Source organism: Pantoea sp. JK, from assembly GCF_026130245.1.
In the GTDB taxonomy this organism is placed as follows: Bacteria; Pseudomonadota; Gammaproteobacteria; order Enterobacterales; family Enterobacteriaceae; genus Pantoea; species Pantoea trifolii.
On the sequence record NZ_JAINFN010000007.1, the window covers coordinates 275,390 to 293,955 of the forward strand.

18 protein-coding genes are annotated in these 18,566 nt (G+C 54.9%); 10 read left to right on the forward strand and 8 right to left on the reverse strand.

The genetic code is table 11. The annotated features are described in order from the left end of the window. Positions 1–3 precede the first annotated feature (3 nt). From lpxB to PanJK_RS16855, 8 genes are all read left to right on the forward strand, one after another. Positions 4–1,152 (forward strand): lipid-A-disaccharide synthase, encoded by a 1,149-nt coding sequence (gene lpxB / locus PanJK_RS16820; protein WP_256695666.1) that lies wholly within the window; start codon positions 4–6, stop codon positions 1,150–1,152. Then, positions 1,145–1,771, forward strand: coding sequence for a ribonuclease HII (gene rnhB / locus PanJK_RS16825; RefSeq protein ID WP_265301304.1), 627 nt, complete (start codon positions 1,145–1,147; stop codon positions 1,769–1,771). The genes lpxB and rnhB overlap by 8 nt, the downstream gene beginning before the upstream one ends. 31 nt (positions 1,772–1,802) lie before the next feature. After that, positions 1,803–5,285: a DNA polymerase III subunit alpha gene (gene dnaE / locus PanJK_RS16830; protein ID WP_265301306.1), complete on the forward strand. Its 3,483-nt coding sequence runs from the start codon at positions 1,803–1,805 to the stop codon at positions 5,283–5,285. Between the two features lie 12 nt (positions 5,286–5,297). Then, on the forward strand, positions 5,298–6,257 hold the full coding sequence (gene accA, locus PanJK_RS16835; protein WP_101762038.1) for an acetyl-CoA carboxylase carboxyl transferase subunit alpha: 960 nt from the start codon (positions 5,298–5,300) through the stop codon (positions 6,255–6,257). Between the two features lie 258 nt (positions 6,258–6,515). Further along, a complete protein-coding gene (locus PanJK_RS16840) occupies positions 6,516–8,666 on the forward strand; it encodes a lysine decarboxylase LdcC (RefSeq protein ID WP_265301308.1) in 2,151 nt (716 codons plus the stop codon). 75 nt (positions 8,667–8,741) lie between these two features. Then, positions 8,742–9,131: a VOC family protein gene (locus PanJK_RS16845; RefSeq protein ID WP_008108470.1), complete on the forward strand. Its 390-nt coding sequence runs from the start codon at positions 8,742–8,744 to the stop codon at positions 9,129–9,131. Between the two features lie 54 nt (positions 9,132–9,185). Next, positions 9,186–10,487 carry a tRNA lysidine(34) synthetase TilS gene (gene tilS, locus PanJK_RS16850; RefSeq protein WP_265301310.1) on the forward strand — a complete coding sequence of 434 codons (1,302 nt, stop codon included), beginning with the start codon at positions 9,186–9,188 and terminating at the stop codon, positions 10,485–10,487. 14 nt (positions 10,488–10,501) lie between these two features. Then, on the forward strand, positions 10,502–10,810 hold the full coding sequence (locus PanJK_RS16855; RefSeq protein ID WP_154154817.1) for a c-type cytochrome: 309 nt from the start codon (positions 10,502–10,504) through the stop codon (positions 10,808–10,810). A gap of 39 nt (positions 10,811–10,849) precedes the next feature. Here PanJK_RS16855 and rof read toward each other — a convergent pair whose 3' ends face one another. Both rof and PanJK_RS16865 read right to left on the reverse strand, forming a co-directional pair. Beyond that, on the reverse strand, positions 10,850–11,113 hold the full coding sequence (rof, locus tag PanJK_RS16860) for a Rho-binding antiterminator (protein WP_008108461.1): 264 nt from the start codon (positions 11,111–11,113) through the stop codon (positions 10,850–10,852). Beyond that, positions 11,100–11,300, reverse strand: coding sequence for a YaeP family protein (locus tag PanJK_RS16865; protein WP_036622231.1), 201 nt, complete (start codon positions 11,298–11,300; stop codon positions 11,100–11,102). Before PanJK_RS16865 ends, rof begins: the two co-directional genes overlap by 14 nt. A 214-nt stretch (positions 11,301–11,514) precedes the next feature. Between PanJK_RS16865 and arfB the strand changes: the two genes are divergently transcribed. Beyond that, complete coding sequence (gene arfB, locus PanJK_RS16870) at positions 11,515–11,925, forward strand: alternative ribosome rescue aminoacyl-tRNA hydrolase ArfB (RefSeq protein ID WP_256695670.1); 411 nt, start codon at positions 11,515–11,517, stop codon at positions 11,923–11,925. A gap of 30 nt (positions 11,926–11,955) precedes the next feature. On the opposite strand, the gene proS is transcribed toward arfB, so the two are convergent. The 6 genes from proS to metN all read right to left on the reverse strand — a co-directional run bounded on the left by proS (position 11,956) and on the right by metN (position 17,528). Then, positions 11,956–13,674 carry a proline--tRNA ligase gene (gene proS / locus PanJK_RS16875; RefSeq protein WP_265301317.1) on the reverse strand — a complete coding sequence of 573 codons (1,719 nt, stop codon included), beginning with the start codon at positions 13,672–13,674 and terminating at the stop codon, positions 11,956–11,958. An 89-nt stretch (positions 13,675–13,763) separates the two neighbouring features. Further along, a complete protein-coding gene (gene tsaA, locus PanJK_RS16880) occupies positions 13,764–14,471 on the reverse strand; it encodes a tRNA (N6-threonylcarbamoyladenosine(37)-N6)-methyltransferase TrmO (RefSeq protein WP_265301319.1) in 708 nt (235 codons plus the stop codon). Next, a complete protein-coding gene (gene rcsF / locus PanJK_RS16885; RefSeq protein ID WP_008108453.1) occupies positions 14,468–14,869 on the reverse strand; it encodes an Rcs stress response system protein RcsF in 402 nt (133 codons plus the stop codon). Before rcsF ends, tsaA begins: the two co-directional genes overlap by 4 nt. Before the next feature lie 128 nt (positions 14,870–14,997). Further along, positions 14,998–15,813, reverse strand: a complete 816-nt coding sequence (locus PanJK_RS16890) for a MetQ/NlpA family lipoprotein (RefSeq protein ID WP_265301321.1) — start codon at positions 15,811–15,813, stop codon at positions 14,998–15,000. Positions 15,814–15,850: 37 nt separating this feature from the next. Continuing rightward, positions 15,851–16,504 carry a methionine ABC transporter permease MetI gene (locus PanJK_RS16895; RefSeq protein WP_256695676.1) on the reverse strand — a complete coding sequence of 218 codons (654 nt, stop codon included), beginning with the start codon at positions 16,502–16,504 and terminating at the stop codon, positions 15,851–15,853. Beyond that, positions 16,497–17,528 carry a methionine ABC transporter ATP-binding protein MetN gene (metN, locus tag PanJK_RS16900; protein ID WP_265301324.1) on the reverse strand — a complete coding sequence of 344 codons (1,032 nt, stop codon included), beginning with the start codon at positions 17,526–17,528 and terminating at the stop codon, positions 16,497–16,499. Before metN ends, PanJK_RS16895 begins: the two co-directional genes overlap by 8 nt. Positions 17,529–17,715: 187 nt before the next feature. On the opposite strand from metN, the gene gmhB reads away from it, so the two are divergent. Continuing rightward, positions 17,716–18,276, forward strand: a complete 561-nt coding sequence (gene gmhB / locus PanJK_RS16905) for a D-glycero-beta-D-manno-heptose 1,7-bisphosphate 7-phosphatase (protein ID WP_265301326.1) — start codon at positions 17,716–17,718, stop codon at positions 18,274–18,276. Positions 18,277–18,566 lie beyond the last annotated feature (290 nt).

The window sequence follows — 18,566 nt, forward strand, 5'->3', positions numbered from 1 at the left end:
TCCATGTCAGCGCGTCCCCTAACGATTGCCCTGGTCGCCGGAGAAACCTCCGGCGATATTCTTGGTGCAGGTCTCATTCGGGCGTTAAAAGCGCGCCATCCCAATGCGCGCTTTGTGGGCGTGGCCGGTCCGCTGATGCAGGCCGAAGGCTGCGAAGCCTGGTATGAGATGGAAGAGCTGGCGGTGATGGGCATCGTCGAAGTGCTGGGACGCCTGCGGCGTCTGCTGAAGATTCGTCGTGACCTGACGCAGCGCTTCACCGAACTTAAGCCGGATGTGTTTGTGGGCATTGATGCGCCGGATTTCAACATCACGTTGGAAGGAAGCCTCAAGCGCACGGGCATTCGCACCATTCATTACGTTAGCCCTTCCGTTTGGGCGTGGCGTCAAAAACGCGTTTTCAAAATCGGACGCAACACCAATCTGGTGCTGGCATTCCTGCCGTTTGAAAAAGCGTTTTACGATCGTTTTAACGTGCCGTGCCGCTTTATCGGCCACACCATGGCTGATGCGATGCCGCTGCAGCCCGATAAGCTGGCGGCGCGCCGCGAGTTAGGCATTGCTGAAGAAGCGATTTGTCTTGGCTTGTTGCCAGGCAGTCGTGGTGCAGAAGTCGAAATGCTCAGCGCCGATTTCCTGCGCGCCGCGCAGCTGCTGCGTCAGCGCTATCCAACGTTGGAAATCGTGGTGCCGCTGGTGAATGCCAAACGCCGCGAGCAGTTTGAGCAGATCAAAGCGCAAGTCGCGCCTGAACTGCCAATGCATTTGCTGGATGGCAAAGGCCGTCAGGCGATGCTGGCCAGCGATGCCGCTATTCTTGCATCTGGTACCGCCGCGCTGGAGTGCATGCTGGCGAAATGCCCGATGGTGGTCGGTTATCGCATGAAGCCGTCGACCTTCTGGCTGGCAAAACGTTTGGTAAAAACGCCGTACGTTTCCCTGCCAAATCTGTTAGCCGGTCGCGAGCTGGTGAAAGAGTTGCTGCAGGACGAGTGTCAGCCTGAAGCATTAGCCGCAGCGCTAGAGCCGCTACTGCATGCGGGCCCTGAGCGCGACGCGCTGCTGAAAACCTTCACCGAACTGCATCAACAGATTCGCTGGAATGCCGATGAGCAGGCGGCGGATGCGGTACTGGAGATCATCAATGGCTGAATTTATCTATCCCAACGCGCAGCTGATTGCTGGCGTTGATGAGGTCGGACGCGGTCCGCTGGTTGGCGCAGTGGTGACGGCGGCGGTGATCCTTGATCCCGCCAACCCGATTGTCGGACTGGCCGACTCGAAAAAGCTCTCCGAGAAGCGTCGTCTGGCGCTGTATGACGAGATCAAAGAGAAGGCGCTGGCCTGGAGTCTTGGTCGAGCCGAGCCAGAAGAGATCGATCAGCTCAATATTCTGCACGCCACCATGCTGGCGATGCAGCGCGCGGTCGCGGGTCTGCACATTGCGCCGGACTTCGTCCTGATCGATGGTAACCGTTGTCCCTCGCTGCCGATGCCCTCGCAGGCGGTGGTAAAGGGCGATAGCCTGGTGAAAGAGATCAGTGCTGCTTCGATCATTGCCAAAGTCACGCGCGATCGTGAAATGGCCGAACTGGATCTGCTGTTCCCGCAATATGGTTTTGCGCAGCACAAAGGTTATCCAACCGCGCTGCACATGGAAAAGCTGACGCAGCACGGCGCCACACCTCATCATCGTCGCAGCTTTGCGCCGGTGCGTAACGCCTTGATTGATGCTGACGTGCTGGCAGCCCGCCAGCCAACTACGCTTTAATAGCCTGACACTGTTTTAACCGGAAACTGATATGGCTGAACCTCGTTTTATACATCTGCGCGTCCACAGTGATTACTCCATGGTTGATGGTCTGGCGAAAACCGGACCTTTAGTCAAGAAGGCGGCTGCGCTGGGCATGCCGGCGATCGCCATTACCGACTACATCAACCTGTGCGGGCTGGTGCGTTTTTACGGTAGTGCGCACGGCGCGGGGATCAAGCCGATTGTCGGTGCTGATTTTCAGGTTGCCAGTGAATTAATGGGCGATGAGCTGACGCAGTTAACACTGCTGGCGGCCAATAACACCGGTTATCAAAACCTGACCTTGCTGATTTCTCGTGCGTATCAGCGTGGTTACGGCATTGCAGGCCCCATCATCGATCGTGACTGGCTGCTGGAGCTGGGCGAAGGCCTGATTCTGCTGTCGGGCGGACGTCGTGGCGATGTGGGCCGCAGTCTGCTGCGCGGCAATAGCGCGATGGTCGCGCAGTGTTTGAGCTTCTATCAGGAACACTTCCCGAATCGCTATTACCTCGAATTGATGCGCACCGGTCGCGCCGATGAAGAAGCCTATCTGCATGCCGCCGTCGAGCTGGCAATTGCCGAAGGTATTCCCGTTGTTGCCACCAACGAAGTGTGCTTCCTCAATGAAGAAGATTTTGATGCGCATGAAATCCGTGTGGCGATTCATGACGGCTACACGCTGGACGATCCCAAGCGTCCGCGCAATTACAGTCCTCAGCAATATATGCGCAGTGAAGAGGAGATGTGCGAGCTGTTCTCGGACATTCCGGAAGCGCTGGAAAATAGCGTAGAGATTGCTAAGCGCTGTAACGTGACAGTGCGCCTCGGCGAGTACTTCCTGCCGCAATTCCCCACCGGTGATATGAGCACCGAAGACTTCCTCGTGGCGAAGTCGCGCGAAGGTCTGGAAGAGCGTATGGAATTCCTCTTCCCGGATGCGGCGGTGCGCGCTGAAAAACGCGTGGAATATGATGAACGTCTGGAGATTGAACTCACCGTTATCAACCAGATGGGCTTTCCCGGCTACTTCCTGATCGTGATGGAGTTTATCCAGTGGTCGAAGGACAACGGCATTCCCGTCGGTCCAGGCCGTGGTTCGGGTGCCGGTTCATTAGTGGCATATGCGCTAAAAATTACCGATATCGATCCGCTGGAATTTGACCTGCTGTTTGAACGTTTCCTGAACCCGGAACGTGTCTCGATGCCTGATTTCGACGTCGACTTCTGCATGGAGAAACGCGATCAGGTGATCGATCACGTGGCCGATATGTATGGACGTGATGCGGTATCGCAGATCATTACGTTCGGTACCATGGCAGCGAAAGCGGTTATTCGCGATGTGGGACGTGTACTCGGCCATCCGTACGGTTTTGTTGATCGTATCTCTAAGCTGATCCCGCCGGATCCAGGCATGACGCTGGAGAAAGCCTTCCTGGCTGAACCGCAGCTGCCGGAGATCTACGAGGCAGATGAAGAGGTGAAAGCGCTGATCGACATGGCGCGGAAACTGGAAGGTGTCACGCGTAACGCCGGTAAACACGCCGGTGGTGTGGTGATCTCGCCGACCAAAATCACCGATTTTGCGCCGCTGTACTGTGATGAGAACGGGCAGTTCCCGGTTACCCAGTTTGATAAGAATGACGTGGAATATGCCGGATTGGTGAAGTTTGACTTCCTTGGCCTGCGTACGCTCACCATCATCGACTGGGCGCTGAAGATGATTAACCCGCGCCGTGAAAAGCAGGGTTTGCCACCCATTGATATCGCCGCTATCCCGCTTGACGACAAAAAAAGTTTCGACATGCTACAGCGCTCGGAAACCACTGCGGTGTTCCAGCTTGAATCGCGCGGCATGAAAGATTTGATCAAACGTCTGAAGCCTGACTGCTTCGAAGATATGATCGCACTGGTGGCGCTGTTCCGTCCGGGACCGCTGCAATCGGGCATGGTAGATAACTTCATCGACCGTAAGCACGGCCGCGAAGAGATTTCTTATCCGGATATTCAGTGGCAGCACGAAACCCTGAAACCGGTGCTGGAGCCGACCTACGGCATCATTCTGTATCAGGAACAGGTGATGCAGATCGCGCAGGTGCTGTCGGGCTACACGCTGGGCGGCGCGGACATGTTGCGTCGTGCGATGGGTAAAAAGAAACCCGAAGAGATGGCGAAGCAGCGTTCGGTGTTCCAGGACGGTGCAGAGAAGATGGGTGTCGACGGCGAACTGTCGATGAAAATCTTCGATCTGGTAGAAAAATTCGCCGGCTATGGCTTTAACAAGTCACACTCCGCTGCTTACGCATTGGTTTCCTATCAAACGCTGTGGCTGAAAGCGCACTATCCGGCAGAGTTCATGGCGGCCGTAATGACCGCTGATATGGATAACACCGAGAAAGTGGTTGGCTTGGTCGACGAATGCTGGCGTATGGGCCTCAAAGTGCTGCCGCCAGATATCAACTCAGGTTTGTATCCGTTCCATGTCAATGACGATGGCGAGATCGTTTACGGCATCGGCGCGATCAAAGGCGTGGGTGAAGGCCCGATCGAAGCGATCCTGGAAGCGCGTAACGAAGGCGGTTACTTCAAAGAGCTGTTTGATCTCTGCGCGCGCACCGACACCAAAAAGATCAACCGTCGCGTGATGGAAAAACTGATCATGTCAGGCGCGTTCGATCGTCTCGGCCCGCATCGTGCGGCCTTGATGAGTGCACTTGGCGACGCCTTAAAAGCGGCCGATCAGCATGCCAAAGCCGAAGCCATCGGCCAGGCCGATATGTTTGGCGTGCTGGCGGAAGAGCCGGAGCAGGTGGAGAAATCCTACGCCAGCATCACGCCGTGGCCGGAACAAATTCAACTGGATGGCGAACGTGAGACCTTAGGTCTCTATCTTACCGGCCATCCAATTAATCAGTATTTGAAAGAAATTGAGCGTTACGTCGGCGGCATGCGCCTGAAAGACATGCATCCGACAGATCGTGGTAAAGTAACCGTCGCGGCGGGGCTGGTGATTGCCGCCCGCGTGATGGTCACTAAACGCGGCAACCGAATTGGTATTTGTACGATTGACGATCGTTCTGGTCGTCTTGAAGTGATGTTATTTACCGATGCGTTAGATAAATACCAGCAGTTGCTGGAGAAGGACCGTATCCTGATCGTCAGTGGACAGGTCAGCTTTGATGACTTTAGCGGTGGCCTTAAAATGACCGCTCGGGAAGTTATGGACATCGACGAAGCGCGGGAAAAATACGCGCGCGGACTTGCTATCTCGCTGACGGACAGGCAAATTGATGACCAGCTTTTAAACCGTCTCCGCCAGTCTCTGGAGCCTCATCGCTCCGGGACCATTCCGGTGCATCTCTACTATCAGAGAGCCGATGCGCGAGCGAAGCTACGCTTTGGTGCAGCGTGGCGTATTTCGCCCAGCGATCGTTTACTCAACGATTTGCGGTCGTTAGTAGGATCGGAGCAGGTGGAACTGGAGTTTGACTAAAACAGGAACATTATGAGTCTTAATTACCTGGATTTTGAACAGCCAATCGCAGAGCTTGAAGCGAAAATCGACTCGTTGAAATCGATTGGCCGTTCGGATGAGAAACACGATATTAATTTGGATGAGGAAGTGCAGCGTCTGCGCGAAAAAAGCGTCGAGCTGACCCGTAAAATCTTCTCCGATTTAGGCGCATGGCAAGTGGCGCAACTCGCGCGTCATCCGCTGCGTCCTTATACACTGGACTATATCCGCAACGCGTTTGATGATTTCGACGAACTGGCGGGCGATCGTGCTTATGCCGATGATAAAGCGATTGTCGGCGGTATTGCCCGTCTCGACGGTCGTCCAGTGATGATCATTGGTCATCAGAAAGGTCGCGAAACCAAAGAGAAAATCCGTCGTAACTTCGGTATGCCGGCACCAGAAGGCTACCGCAAAGCGCTGCGTCTGATGGAAATGGCTGAACGCTTTAAGATGCCGCTGATCACCTTCATCGACACGCCGGGTGCTTATCCGGGCGTGGGTGCAGAAGAGCGCGGTCAGTCTGAAGCGATCGCCCGCAACCTGCGTGAAATGTCTGGCCTGAAAATTCCGGTGATTTGTACCGTAATCGGCGAAGGCGGTTCCGGTGGCGCGCTGGCTATTGGCGTGGGTGACAAAGTAAACATGCTGCAGTACAGCACCTATTCGGTGATTTCACCGGAAGGTTGTGCATCAATCCTGTGGAAAAGCGCCGACAAAGCACCGTTGGCGGCGGAAGCGATGGGTATCACCGCTGAGCGTCTGAAAGAGCTGAAGCTGATCGATTCCATCATTCCTGAACCGTTGGGCGGCGCGCATCGTCAACCGGTAGATATGGCGGCTTCTCTTAAGCAGCAACTGCTGGCGGATCTGGCCGATCTCGATGTGCTGAGCACCGAAGAGTTGCTCAACCGTCGCTATCAGCGCCTGATGAACTACGGCTACGCTTGATACATCAAACTGAAGCAAGAAGCGGACCTCGGTCCGCTTTTTTTACGCCTGCTAATCGGTAATTTCGCATTGGTCGCCATAAATGGCGACCCTACAAAACCGCATCGTTTTCCGTAGGGTCGCCATTCATGGCGACCTTTTCTGGCCTAAGCACCCAACCCAAAGCGCGATGAACCTCAACAGCAGAGCATTCCAGGTTTATCCGCGCGCGCTTTTCGCTATCCTTATTCAGTGCCACAACACCACAGGAGGTGAGCATTGAATATTATTGCGATCATGGGACCGCACGGCGCTTTCTACAAAGATGAGCCTATTCGCGAACTGGATGCTGCCCTTAAGCTGCAAGGCTTCCAAACCGTTTACCCCAATAATGCCAGCGACCTGCTGAAGTTGATTGAACACAATCCGCGTATCTGCGGAGTGATTTTTGACTGGGACGATTACAGTCTGGCGCTGTGTAGCGACATCAATCAGCTCAATGAATATCTGCCGCTGTATGCCTTCATCAACACCCATTCGCAAATGGATGTCAGCATCAACGAGATGCGCATGGCGCTGCACTTCTTCGAATATGCCTTGAGCGCCGCCGATGACATCGCGCTGCATATTCGTCAGTACACCGATGAGTACATCGACAATATCACGCCGCCGCTGACCAAGGCGTTGTTCACCTACGTCAAAGAGGGCAAGTACACCTTCTGTACGCCGGGTCACATGGGCGGCAGCGCTTTCCAGAAAAGCCCGGTGGGCAGCTTGTTTTATGACTTCTTCGGCTCTAACACCTTAAAAGCGGATGTCTCGATCTCGGTAACGGAATTGGGTTCATTGCTCGATCACACCGGCCCGCATCTGGAAGCGGAGGAGTACGTCGCGCGCACCTTTGGGGCTGAGCAAAGCTACATGGTGACCAACGGCACCTCGACCTCGAACAAAATCGTCGGCATGTATGCTGCGCCAGCGGGCAGCACCGTGCTGATTGACCGCAACTGCCATAAATCGCTGACCCATTTGCTGATGATGAGCGACATCATCCCGATCTGGCTCAAACCGACGCGCAACGCGTTGGGCATTCTGGGCGGCATTCCGCAGCGCGAGTTTACGCGTGACAGCATCCAACTAAAGGTCAACGCCACGCCGCGCGCTAGCTGGCCGGTGCATGCGGTGATCACCAACTCAACCTACGATGGCCTGCTATATAACACGCAATTCATCAAACAGACGCTGGATGTGCCATCGATCCACTTCGATTCTGCGTGGGTGCCGTACACCAATTTCCATCCGATTTATGCCGGCAAAAGCGGCATGAGCGGCGATCGTATTCCCGGCAAAGTGATCTATGAAACGCAATCGACACACAAACTGCTGGCGGCGTTCTCACAGGCTTCGCTGATTCACATCAAAGGCGATTACGACGAGCACACCTTCAACGAAGCCTACATGATGCACACCACCACCTCGCCGAGCTACGCGATTGTCTCGTCGATTGAAACCGCGGCGGCGATGCTGCGCGGCAATCCGGGTAAGCGACTGATCAACCGCTCGGTTGAACGTGCGCTGCATTTCCGTCGTGAGATTCAGCGCTTGCGTGAAGAGTGCGACGGCTGGTTCTTTGATATCTGGCAGCCGGAACAGGTCGATCAAGCCGAATGCTGGCCGATCCAGCCGGGCGAAGAGGATTGGCACGGTTTCACTCATGCCGACCGCGATCATATGTATCTCGATCCGATCAAAGTCACCATTCTGACGCCGGGCATGAGCGAGCTGGGCAAGATGGCGGAAGAGGGCATTCCAGCCGCGCTGGTGGCTAAGTTCCTCGATCAGCGCGGTATCGTGGTGGAGAAAACCGGGCCGTACAATTTGCTGTTCCTGTTCAGCATCGGCATTGATAAAACCAAAGCGATGAGCGTGCTGCGTGGACTGACGGAGTTTAAGCGCGCATACGATCTCAACCTGCGGGTGAAAAACATGCTGCCGGATCTTTACGCTGAAGATCCCGATTTTTACCGCAACATGCGCATACAAACGCTGGCGCAGGGCATTCATCAGTTGATCCTGCAACACGATCTGCCGCGCCTGATGTTGAAAGCGTTCGATGTTCTGCCGGAGATGAAGATGACGCCGCATCAGGCGTTTCAGCGCCAGGTGAAAGGTCAGGTGGAAACGGTGGACATTCGCGAGCTGGTGGGGCGCATTTCGGCCAACATGATTCTGCCGTACCCACCAGGCGTGCCGGTGGTAATGCCGGGCGAGATGATTACGGAAGAGAGCCGTTCCGTGCTCGATTTTCTGCTGATGCTTTGCACTATTGGTCGACACTATCCCGGCTTCGAAACCGATATTCACGGTGCAACACTGACGGAAGAGGGACGTTATCTGGTGCGCGTATTGCGTGAAGATGACGAAGGCTAACTTAGGACAATCACCTCTTTCCAACGCCGCTTGTGCCACGTAGGGTAAGCGGCTTATGTCAAAACCGGAGTCGCTATGCTGCAAATAAAACAGATCCACCACATCGCCATTATTGCTACCGATTATCAGCGCAGTAAGGCGTTTTATTGTGATGTGCTGGGCTTTGAATTGTTGGGTGAATATTACCGCGCCGAGCGCGACTCGTGGAAAGGCGATCTGGGTCTGAACGGGGTTTACACCATCGAGCTGTTCTCTTTTCCCTCGCCGCCGCCACGCGTCAGTGGCCCGGAAGCCTGCGGCCTGCGCCATCTGGCGTTTTGCGTTGAGGATGTTGAGCAATCAATTGCGGCGCTGGCGGAGAAGGGCGTGACGTGCGAGCCGATACGTATTGATGCGTTAACCGGTAAAGCCTGCACCTTCTTCCCCGATCCGGACGGTTTGCCGCTGGAGCTGTATCAGGCGTAAACTAGCGTCCGCCGCGAGCCGCAATTCGGTGGCTCGCCCGGACGGAACGCGCTCATGTCTTTATCTCATCTTGCTTCGCTGCTGACACCCGACGCTGGCTATGTGCTGGCGTTCAGCGGCGGACTCGATTCCACCGTGCTGCTGCATCAATTGGTCTGCTGGCAACGTCAGCAGCCAGCGCTGCGCGTGCGCGCGTTACACGTCCATCATGGTCTCAGCCCGAATGCCGATAGCTGGGCGCTGCATTGCCAGCACCTTTGCCAGCAGTGGCAGATTCCCTGTGAAGTGCTGCATGTGCAGGTTGATGGTCGCGCCAACGGCATTGAAGCGGCCGCCCGCGAGGCGCGCTATCAGGCGCTGTTTCAGCAGCTGCAACCCGGTGAGCACTTACTTACCGCTCAGCACCTTGACGACCAGGCGGAAACGCTGCTGCTGGCGTTAAAACGCGGCAGCGGACCGGCCGGTTTGGCCGCGATGCCGCCGCAGCGCAGCGTTGGTGAACATCGGCATCTGCGTCCCTTGCTCGACGTTAGCCGTCAGCAGCTGGAAAACTATGCTGCCGACCACCAGCTGCGCTGGATTGAAGATGAAAGCAACGCTGATAGCCGCTATGACCGCAACTTCCTGCGTCAGCAGGTTCTACCGTTGCTGCAGGCGCGCTGGCCACACTTCAGCGCCGCCAGCGCTCGCAGCGCCGCGCTGTGTGGTGAGCAAGAGCAACTGCTCGACGAGTTGCTGGCTGAACAGCTAGGGCAGCTTAGCGATGCGCAGGGCGCGCTACACTTCCCGCCGTTGATGAACATGAGCGAAGCACGGCGTCATGCCCTGTTACGCCGCTGGATCGCCCAACAGGGCGGCGCGATGCCTTCGCGCGAGGCGCTGAAGCGCATCACCGATGAAGTCATTAACAGCCGTGAAGATGCCAAACCCTGTTTGCGCTTTGGCGCTTTTGAGCTGCGCCGCTATCGCCAGCAACTCTATTGGTTAACGCCGCAGCCATCACTTAGTCAGCACTCGCTAACCTGGCAAGACCGCACGCAGCCGCTCGATTTACCGGCCGGTTTAGGTTCGCTGCACGCTAATGCGTGGATCGCCGAGCTGCGTCTGCCTGCAACGGATGAAGCGGTCACGGTCCGCTTCCATGCGCAGGGTTATTATCACTTACAGGGGCGCGCAGGTGGCCGCGAGATGAAGAAGCTATGGCAAGAGTTGGGCGTTGCGCCCTGGCTGCGCGAACGTATCCCGTTGATTTACTTTAACCAGACGCTAATTAGCGCGCCGGGGCTGTTTATTACCCGTGAAGGCGCAGCCAGCAATGAGCAAGGCTGGCAGGCGATCTGGTTACCACAACAATAAAATGGAGAGCAATGATGAAACTTTGGATGGCAGCGACGTTATTCGCTGCGGCGCTGCCGGCGTTGGCCGACGGCGATGTCAATGCAGGCGCGCAAAAAGCGGCAAGCTGCATGGCGTGTCACGGTGCCGAGGGCAAAAGTGCGGTGCCGCTCTATCCCAATCTGGCCGGGCAACATGCGCCTTATCTGCTGCATTCACTGCAAGCCTATAAAAAAGGCGAGCGTAGCGGCGGCCAGGCGGAAGTGATGAAAGCGTTTGTGGCAGGATTGAGCGATCAGGATATGGCAGATTTATCGGCGTATTACAGTTCGTTAAAGCCTTAAACGAGGTGGGCGGGATGTGATTCCCGCCCGAGAGAGGTTTTACTCGTCTTCGCTAACGACGACGGTGCCCAGCTCCGGATGGGTGAAGCTGGCGATGTGGTCGAGCCGCACTTCGCGGGTCTCGCCTGAGAGATCGACGGCAAGGTACTCAACGTTTTTACGTGAGACCATGTCCACGGCTTTCGCCTTGAGCTGATCGCCGTTTTTTAGCTCTAACGACAGCGTCCAGTTTTTTTGGCAGGCGAGTTCGAGGTTGTCGTAATCATCGCAGTTGATGGGTTTATAGGCTTCATTCGTCAACATAGTCGCTCACCAATAAGTTTGCAGCGGCATACGCTGCTTGTTCCCTGAGAGAAGAGTTTAGCGCAGAATCAGCGGCAATATCGTTGAGAGCCTTCAACGCACAACCTATGGCGTCTGGCACATACCCAAGGTCGCCGCTACCAATTTCGGCATACTTCTGGCGAACTAACTCACAATACTTTTGCACATACACCTCCTCAGCAGAGTTGATACTCTGGATGATAGGCGACTATATCACAGGAATTTCATGGAAATCAGCCCGGTCGTCACGGGAATGATGCAAGGAAATGGGCAAAAGTGACATTTCGCGCTGGTCTCATGCACGCAGCGTGCGCACAAAAGGTTAAGTTGATGAACAGGTTATTACACGACGCAACGTCGAGCCAAACGGCAGGTGACAGATGATTGTGCTGTCTCGAACGGTTTCACTTGCAGATAATGAAGTGGAACTCAGTGCCATCCGTGCGCAAGGTGCCGGTGGCCAGCATGTGAATAAAACCTCCACGGCGATTCACCTGCGGTTTGATATTCATGCATCGTCGCTGCCGCCGTTCTATAAAGAGCGACTGCTGGCGGCCAGCCATCATTTGATCACTGCAGAAGGCGTGGTGATCATCAAAGCGCAGGAGCATCGCAGCCAGGAAATGAATCGGGAAGCGGCCGTGCAGCGGCTGATTAATCTGATTCAGGAGTTAACCACGGTGGAAAAAGTGCGGCGCGCGACCAAACCCACGCACGGCTCTAAAGTGAGGCGGCTGGAGGGTAAAACCCGGCGCAGTAACGTGAAGGCGATGCGCGGAAAGGTGCAATAAAAAACGCCTCCGGCTGGAGGCGTTTTAGCGTTACTTGTTCAGGGCTTTCGCAAGGAAGTCGACGATGTCATGTTGCTTAATCATCTGCTTCTCGCTGGCGGTACGCGCCTTGTACTCGATCTCTTCGTTATCGAGATTACGATCGCCAATCACGATGGTGTGCGGCACACCGATCAGCTCCATATCGGCGAACATCACGCCTGGACGCTCTTTGCGGTCATCCAGAATCACGTCAATGCCTTTGGCACGCAGCGTGTTGTACAGCTCTTCAGCCAACTGCTGCACACGGAAAGATTTGTGCATGTTCATTGGCAGAATCGCCACTTCAAACGGTGCCAATGCCGCAGGCCAGATGATACCGCGCTCGTCGTTGTTCTGCTCAATCGCAGCCGCCACAACGCGCGTGATACCGATACCGTAGCAGCCCATGGTCATTACCTGGTTACGACCATCTTCGCCTTGTACTGCCGCTTTCATCGCTTCGGAGTACTTGGTACCCAACTGGAAGATGTGACCCACTTCGATACCGCGTTTAATCTGCAGCGTGCCTTTGCCGTCTGGGCTTGGATCGCCTTCCACCACGTTACGGATATCTTCCACACGTGGTTCTGGCAGATCGCGCCCCCAGTTGATGCCGCTCAAATGCTTGCCATCAATGTTCGCACCGGCGCAGAAGTCGCTGATTTTCGCCACGGTACGATCGGCGATCACTGGCATGGTCAAACCGACCGGGCCGAGCGAGCCTGGACCGGCACCGAGCAGCGCGCGAATCTGTTCTTCGCTCGCCATCTCCAGCGGTTCAGCGACGATATCCAGCTTCTCGGCTTTAATCTCGTTCAGCTGATGATCGCCGCGCAGCAGCAGGGCAACCAGCGTGTGGCCGCTCTCTTCGGTGGCTTTGACGAACAGCGTCTTGACGGTTTTCTCAATCGGCAGCTGATGTTGCTCAACCAGCTCAGCGATAGTCTTGGCGTTTGGCGTATCGAACTGCGTCATGGCGGTTGTTGCCTGCGGACGCTCGCCAGCCGGCGCTACGGCTTCGGCTTTCTCAATGTTGGCCGCGTAATCGGATTCGCTGGAGAAGATCACGTCATCTTCACCGCTCAGCGCCAACACCTGGAATTCATGTGATGCGCTGCCGCCGATAGAACCGGTGTCAGCTTGTACGGCGCGGAAATCCAGACCCATACGGCTGAAGCTCTGGCTATATGCGCGGTACATCGCGTCGTAGGTTTCCTGCAACGATTCCTGCGTGGTGTGGAACGAGTAAGCATCTTTCATGATGAACTCGCGTGAACGCATCACACCAAAGCGCGGACGCACTTCATCACGGAATTTGGTCTGGATCTGATACAGATTAATCGGCAACTGCTTGTAAGAGCTCAGCTCGTTGCGGATCAGATCGGTGACCACTTCTTCGTGGGTTGGACCCAGCACGAAGGGACGTTCGTGACGGTCTTTAATGCGCAGCAGTTCCGGGCCGTACTGCTCCCAACGGCCACTCTCTTCCCACAGATCGGCAGGCTGAACCACCGGCATGGAGATCTCAATCGCACCGGCGTTGTTCATCTCTTCACGCACGATGTTTTCAACTTTTCGCAGCACGCGAATACCGGTCGGCAACCAGGTATAAAGACCAGAAGCCAGTTTGCGGATCATGCCGGCGCGCAGCATCAGCTGGTGGCTGATCACTTCTGCATCGGAAGGTGTCTCCTTCAGAGTGGAGAGCAGATATTGAGTAGTACGCATTGATTACGATTCCAGTTATACGGAAGGAGACTGACAAAATTTTTCTGGCGGCTAGTGTACCAGTGAGAACAATCACTCAAAAGCGCGTTTTAACGGGGATCGAGGGCGATCACCTCGGTTCCTGCCGCATCAATGCGCCAGCGCACGTTAAAGTCGAGTAGCCAGGCGGCATATTCACGATCTTCGGTCTCACCTTTACGGTAAGCCGGACGCGGATCCTGCGCTAGCACCTCAGTGATGAAACGCGCTAACTGCGGGTAGGTTTTCTGCTGCTGTTGGAGCTGGCTCTGCGCCAGCAGCGAAAAGCGTACCGGCATGCTGGCATCAGGCGCCGCCTGCGCAAACCCGGCGCGCGCGTCTGGCAGCGCTTCGGCAAATGGCAGATAAGGTTTGATATCCACCACCGGCGTGCCATCGACTAAATCGAGGCTGCCGAGCTGCAAGATCACCTGCTGCTTCTCGCAGCGAATGCCTTTTAACTCAACCAGCGACATGCCGACAGGATTGGGGCGAAAGGTTGATCGAGTGGCAAACACGCCCATACGCGTATTGCCGCCGAGGCGCGGTGGACGTACGGTCGGACGCCAGCCACCTTCCAGGGTTTGGTGAAACACAAACAGCACCCACAAATGACTGAATTCTTCGAGCCCGCGCACCGCTTCCGGCTGATTATAAGGCGGCAGCAGATGCAGCTCTCCGCCGCCATCCTGCACCAGACCGGGCTGGCGCGGGACGGCAAACTTCTCTTTCCACGGCGAACGAATTACGCCGATTTGCGCGAAGGCAAACTCACTCATTGATTCGAGACTTTCAGTGCAGAGCCCTGGCAGACGGCCTGGCGATAGCATCCCGGCGTGCTGGTGACAATTTCGCACTTATGCAGCAGGACGGCGTTGGCTTTCATGCCGGCCGCTCGGATCTGCAGGCGCTTGCGCGCGGTGTTGATGTTAGGTGGCGAATCCTGGCTGCTGCTCTGGCAATCTTCAGCGGACACTTCGCCCAAATCGCGGAACGGGTTGCTGACCAGATCGGCCGCATCGGTGTAGATCTTCACCGGCGCAGGACGTGGAGTCGGTTTGCGTTCTGGCTCGCTGGATGCCTGTTGCGGGCGAGAAGGAGCACTGCTTATCGGGTGATATTCACGCACACACCCGGTTAGCATCAATGCCAACAAGCAGAGCGGTAAAAAACGCATGGCAACATCCTCAAGTAATAAAAAGTGGCGTTATTGAAACAAGGACGACAATAAATAACAAGTCAGGTGCAATTTATGGCAAAAGAAAGGGCGGCCGAAGCCGCCCTGTAAGGCATGAAAGGTGAAAATTACCAGCCTTTCACTGCGCCGCCGTTGAAGATCTTGTTGGCCGCTTCAGACACTTCGTCTGACTGGTAAGCCTCAACAAACTTCTTCACGTTCTCAGCGTCTTTGTTGTCTTCACGGGTCACGATCAGGTTCACGTAAGGTGAATCTTTGTCTTCCACGAAGATGCCATCTTTCGCTGGCGTCAGACCAATCTGGCTAGCGTAAGTGGTGTTGATCACCGCCAGAGCGATCTGCTGATCGTCAAGTGAACGTGGCAGCTGCGGCGCTTCCAGCTCAACAATCTTCAGTTTTTTCGGGTTCTCAGTGATATCCAGTGAAGTTGGCAGCAGACCAACGCCATCTTTCAGTTTGATCAGGCCCACTTTCTGCAGCAGCAGCAGAGAACGTCCCAGGTTGGTTGGATCGTTGGGGATGGCGATCTGTGAACCGTCCTGCAGATCATCCAGTGATTTGATTTTCTTCGAGTAGCCCGCGATTGGGTAAACGAAGGTGTTCGCCACCGCAGTCAGCTTGTAGCCACGATCTTTGATCTGCTGATCCAGATACGGTTTGTGCTGGAAGGCGTTAGCGTCGATATCACCTTTGCTCAGCGCTTCGTTTGGCAACACGTAATCGTTAAAGGTTACCAGCTCAACGTCGAGGCCATATTTCTCTTTCGCCACTTTCACCGCGGTTTCAGCAACCTGCTGCTCAGCACCGACAATCACACCCACTTTAATGTGGTTTGGATCTTTTGCTTTCTGATCGCATCCTGCCAGCGCAATTGCGCCAATCAGAGCACCCACAGCGGCAATCTTTTTAAATGTAAAAGACATATCCCTTCCTTAATAGAGGACTATTGATGTTGCTTGCTTACTTATGGGACACAGCACGTACGATGCGGTCGCCACAGAATTGGATTAAATAGACCAGCACAACCAGCAGAACCAGCACGGTGTTCATTACAGTCGCGTTATAGCCGATGTAACCGTATTGGTAGCCAATCTGACCCAAACCGCCAGCGCCAACCGCTCCGCCCATTGCGGAGTAGCCAACCAGGGTAATCAGGGTAATTGTAGCGGCATTCACCAGACCTGGCAGCGCTTCCGGCAGCAGGACTTTGCGCACGATCTGCAGCGGCGTGGCGCCCATGGCGCGTGATGCTTCGATCAAACCGGTTGGCAGCTCCAGCAGGGCGTTTTCCACCATACGTGCAATAAACGGCGCGGCACCCACGGTCAACGGCACGATAGCAGCTTGCAGGCCAATCGAAGTGCCGACGATGGCGCGGGTGAACGGAATCATCCACACCAGCAGGATAATGAACGGAATTGATCGGAAGATATTCACCAGCGCCGACAGCACGCGATAAAGCACGTTGTTGGCCAGAATCTGGCCGGGACGCGTCACATACAGCAGCACGCCCACCGGAAGACCGAGGACAAAACCAAAGAAACCAGAGACAAAGGTCATCATCAGCGTTTCCCAGACGCCGCGCGTCAGTAACCACATCATCGCTTCAGACATAACCCAACACCTCTACTTTCACATGATTTTCTTTCAGCCAGGCAATCGCGGCTTGTGTATCTGTTTCGCTGCCATCCATCTCAGCCAGCATGATGCCGAACTTCACGCCACCGGCGTAATCCATCTGCGCACTGATAATGTTGTTATTGACGTTGAAGCGACGGGCCGCTTCAGACAGCAGCGGAGCATCAACCGATTTGCCGGTGAACTCCAGACGCAGCAGCGGCACACTTTCGGCTGTTGGCTTTGGCGCCATGCGTTGCTGGTAATCGTCGGGGATATCCAGATGCAATGTCGATTGAATGAATTGCTGCGCCAGTGGTGTTTTAGGATGCGAGAACACTTCGCTCACGCTGTCTTTCTCTATTAACTCACCGTTGCTGATGACCGCAACCTGATCGCAGATGCGTTTCACCACATCCATTTCATGCGTGATCAATAGGATGGTAATGCCGAGACGGCGGTTAATGTCTTTCAGCAGCTCCAGAATCGAACGCGTGGTGGCAGGATCCAGTGCGCTGGTGGCTTCATCACACAGCAGCACTTTTGGATTGCTTGCCAGTGCACGGGCAATCGCGACACGCTGCTTTTGTCCGCCAGAAAGATTCGCTGGCCAGCTATCATGCTTGTCGGATAATCCCACTAAATCCAGCAATTCGCTAACACGCTTCTTTATCTGTTCACGTGAAAGATTACCCAACTCCAATGGCAGCGCCACGTTGCCGGAGACGGTGCGGGAGTTCATCAGGTTAAAGTGCTGGAAAATCATGCCAATCTGGCGGCGTGCCAGCGTCAATTGACCAGAGGAAAGCGTGGTTAGCTCCTGGCCATCTACCAGCACGCGTCCAGAGGTTGGGCGCTCCAGCAGATTGACGCAGCGAATCAGTGTACTTTTACCGGCACCAGATGAACCGATGACGCCATAAATCTGTCCAGCAGGCACGTGCAGGCTGACGTTAGATAGCGCCTGAATAGTGCGTGAACCTTGCTGGAACACTTTGGTGATATTTTCGAGTTTAATCATTAGTTTATTTATTATCGTGTTGCATAGTCCGTGGTGTATCGGGCTTCACTCAGCAGGGCTGTGCGAAATTTGGATGGATGTTAAGGCATCCAGACGGCTAAATCAATGGAAGTCATTCAAACTGCCATTCTCTCGCTATACGCAATCATGCGATACTTAGCGACACATTTTCAGCAGGAGTTTCTACGTGGCGAACAAAGTCCCGGCTATTTTTCTTGATCGTGATGGCACATTGAATGTCGATCACGGCTATGTTCATGAAATCGATAATTTCGAATTTATTGATGGCACCATCGAAGCGCTGCAGTCGCTGAAGAAGATGGGCTATGCGCTGGTACTGGTGACGAACCAGTCGGGGATTGCGCGTGGCATGTTTACCGAAGATCAGTTTATGCAACTCACCGAATGGATGGATTGGTCGCTGGCCGATCGCGATGTTGATCTGGATGGCATCTATTTCTGTCCGCATCTGCCTGATGCCACAGTAAAAGCGTATCGCCAGCAGTGTGATTGTCGTAAGCCGCAGCCGGGCATGTTGCTCTCCGCGCAGCAGCATCTGGATATCGATATGGCTTCTTCTTATATGGTAGGCGACAAAATAGAAGATATGCAGGCGGCGTTAGCAGCGGGTGTGGGCACGAAAGTGCTGGTACGTAGCGGCAAGCCGGTAACGCCGGAAGGTGAAGCGGCAGCGGATTGGGTGATTAATAGTCTGGCAGAGCTGCCTGCACGCATTAAAAAGGCCTAAAAACGGGCCTTTTGCGCAAATTTCAAGCGAACAGCAAAAAACTTGAAATTTGCACTTGTCAGCTCCGAATAACTCCCTATAATGCGCCACCACTGAGACGGCAAAGCGGCAACGCAGGCGGCTCAGCAGGGAGTGAAGAAATTCATCCCGCCGGATGAAAACGCTGAAAAAAAGTGTTTGACTCCGAAGGAGAGTAGCGTAGTATACGCCACCTCGCGACAGACGGTTCAGCCGCTGCTCGCAACGCTCTTTAACAATTTATCAGACAATCTGTGTGGGCACTCGCAGGA

What these genes read in the sequence shown, in the direction of transcription:
- tsaA (WP_265301319.1), bottom strand. Translation starts at nt 14,471, where the DNA reads ATGAGTGAGTTTGCCTTCGCGCAAATCGGCGTAATTCGTTCGCCGTGG.
- PanJK_RS16845 (WP_008108470.1), top strand. Translation starts at nt 8,742, where the DNA reads ATGCTGCAAATAAAACAGATCCACCACATCGCCATTATTGCTACCGAT.
- PanJK_RS16855 (WP_154154817.1), top strand. Translation starts at nt 10,502, where the DNA reads ATGAAACTTTGGATGGCAGCGACGTTATTCGCTGCGGCGCTGCCGGCG.
- rof (WP_008108461.1), bottom strand. Translation starts at nt 11,113, where the DNA reads ATGTTGACGAATGAAGCCTATAAACCCATCAACTGCGATGATTACGAC.
- rcsF (WP_008108453.1), bottom strand. Translation starts at nt 14,869, where the DNA reads ATGCGTTTTTTACCGCTCTGCTTGTTGGCATTGATGCTAACCGGGTGT.
- arfB (WP_256695670.1), top strand. Translation starts at nt 11,515, where the DNA reads ATGATTGTGCTGTCTCGAACGGTTTCACTTGCAGATAATGAAGTGGAA.
- PanJK_RS16895 (WP_256695676.1), bottom strand. Translation starts at nt 16,504, where the DNA reads ATGTCTGAAGCGATGATGTGGTTACTGACGCGCGGCGTCTGGGAAACG.
- accA (WP_101762038.1), top strand. Translation starts at nt 5,298, where the DNA reads ATGAGTCTTAATTACCTGGATTTTGAACAGCCAATCGCAGAGCTTGAA.
- rnhB (WP_265301304.1), top strand. Translation starts at nt 1,145, where the DNA reads ATGGCTGAATTTATCTATCCCAACGCGCAGCTGATTGCTGGCGTTGAT.
- PanJK_RS16890 (WP_265301321.1), bottom strand. Translation starts at nt 15,813, where the DNA reads ATGTCTTTTACATTTAAAAAGATTGCCGCTGTGGGTGCTCTGATTGGC.
- tilS (WP_265301310.1), top strand. Translation starts at nt 9,186, where the DNA reads ATGTCTTTATCTCATCTTGCTTCGCTGCTGACACCCGACGCTGGCTAT.
- dnaE (WP_265301306.1), top strand. Translation starts at nt 1,803, where the DNA reads ATGGCTGAACCTCGTTTTATACATCTGCGCGTCCACAGTGATTACTCC.
- metN (WP_265301324.1), bottom strand. Translation starts at nt 17,528, where the DNA reads ATGATTAAACTCGAAAATATCACCAAAGTGTTCCAGCAAGGTTCACGC.
- lpxB (WP_256695666.1), top strand. Translation starts at nt 4, where the DNA reads ATGTCAGCGCGTCCCCTAACGATTGCCCTGGTCGCCGGAGAAACCTCC.
- proS (WP_265301317.1), bottom strand. Translation starts at nt 13,674, where the DNA reads ATGCGTACTACTCAATATCTGCTCTCCACTCTGAAGGAGACACCTTCC.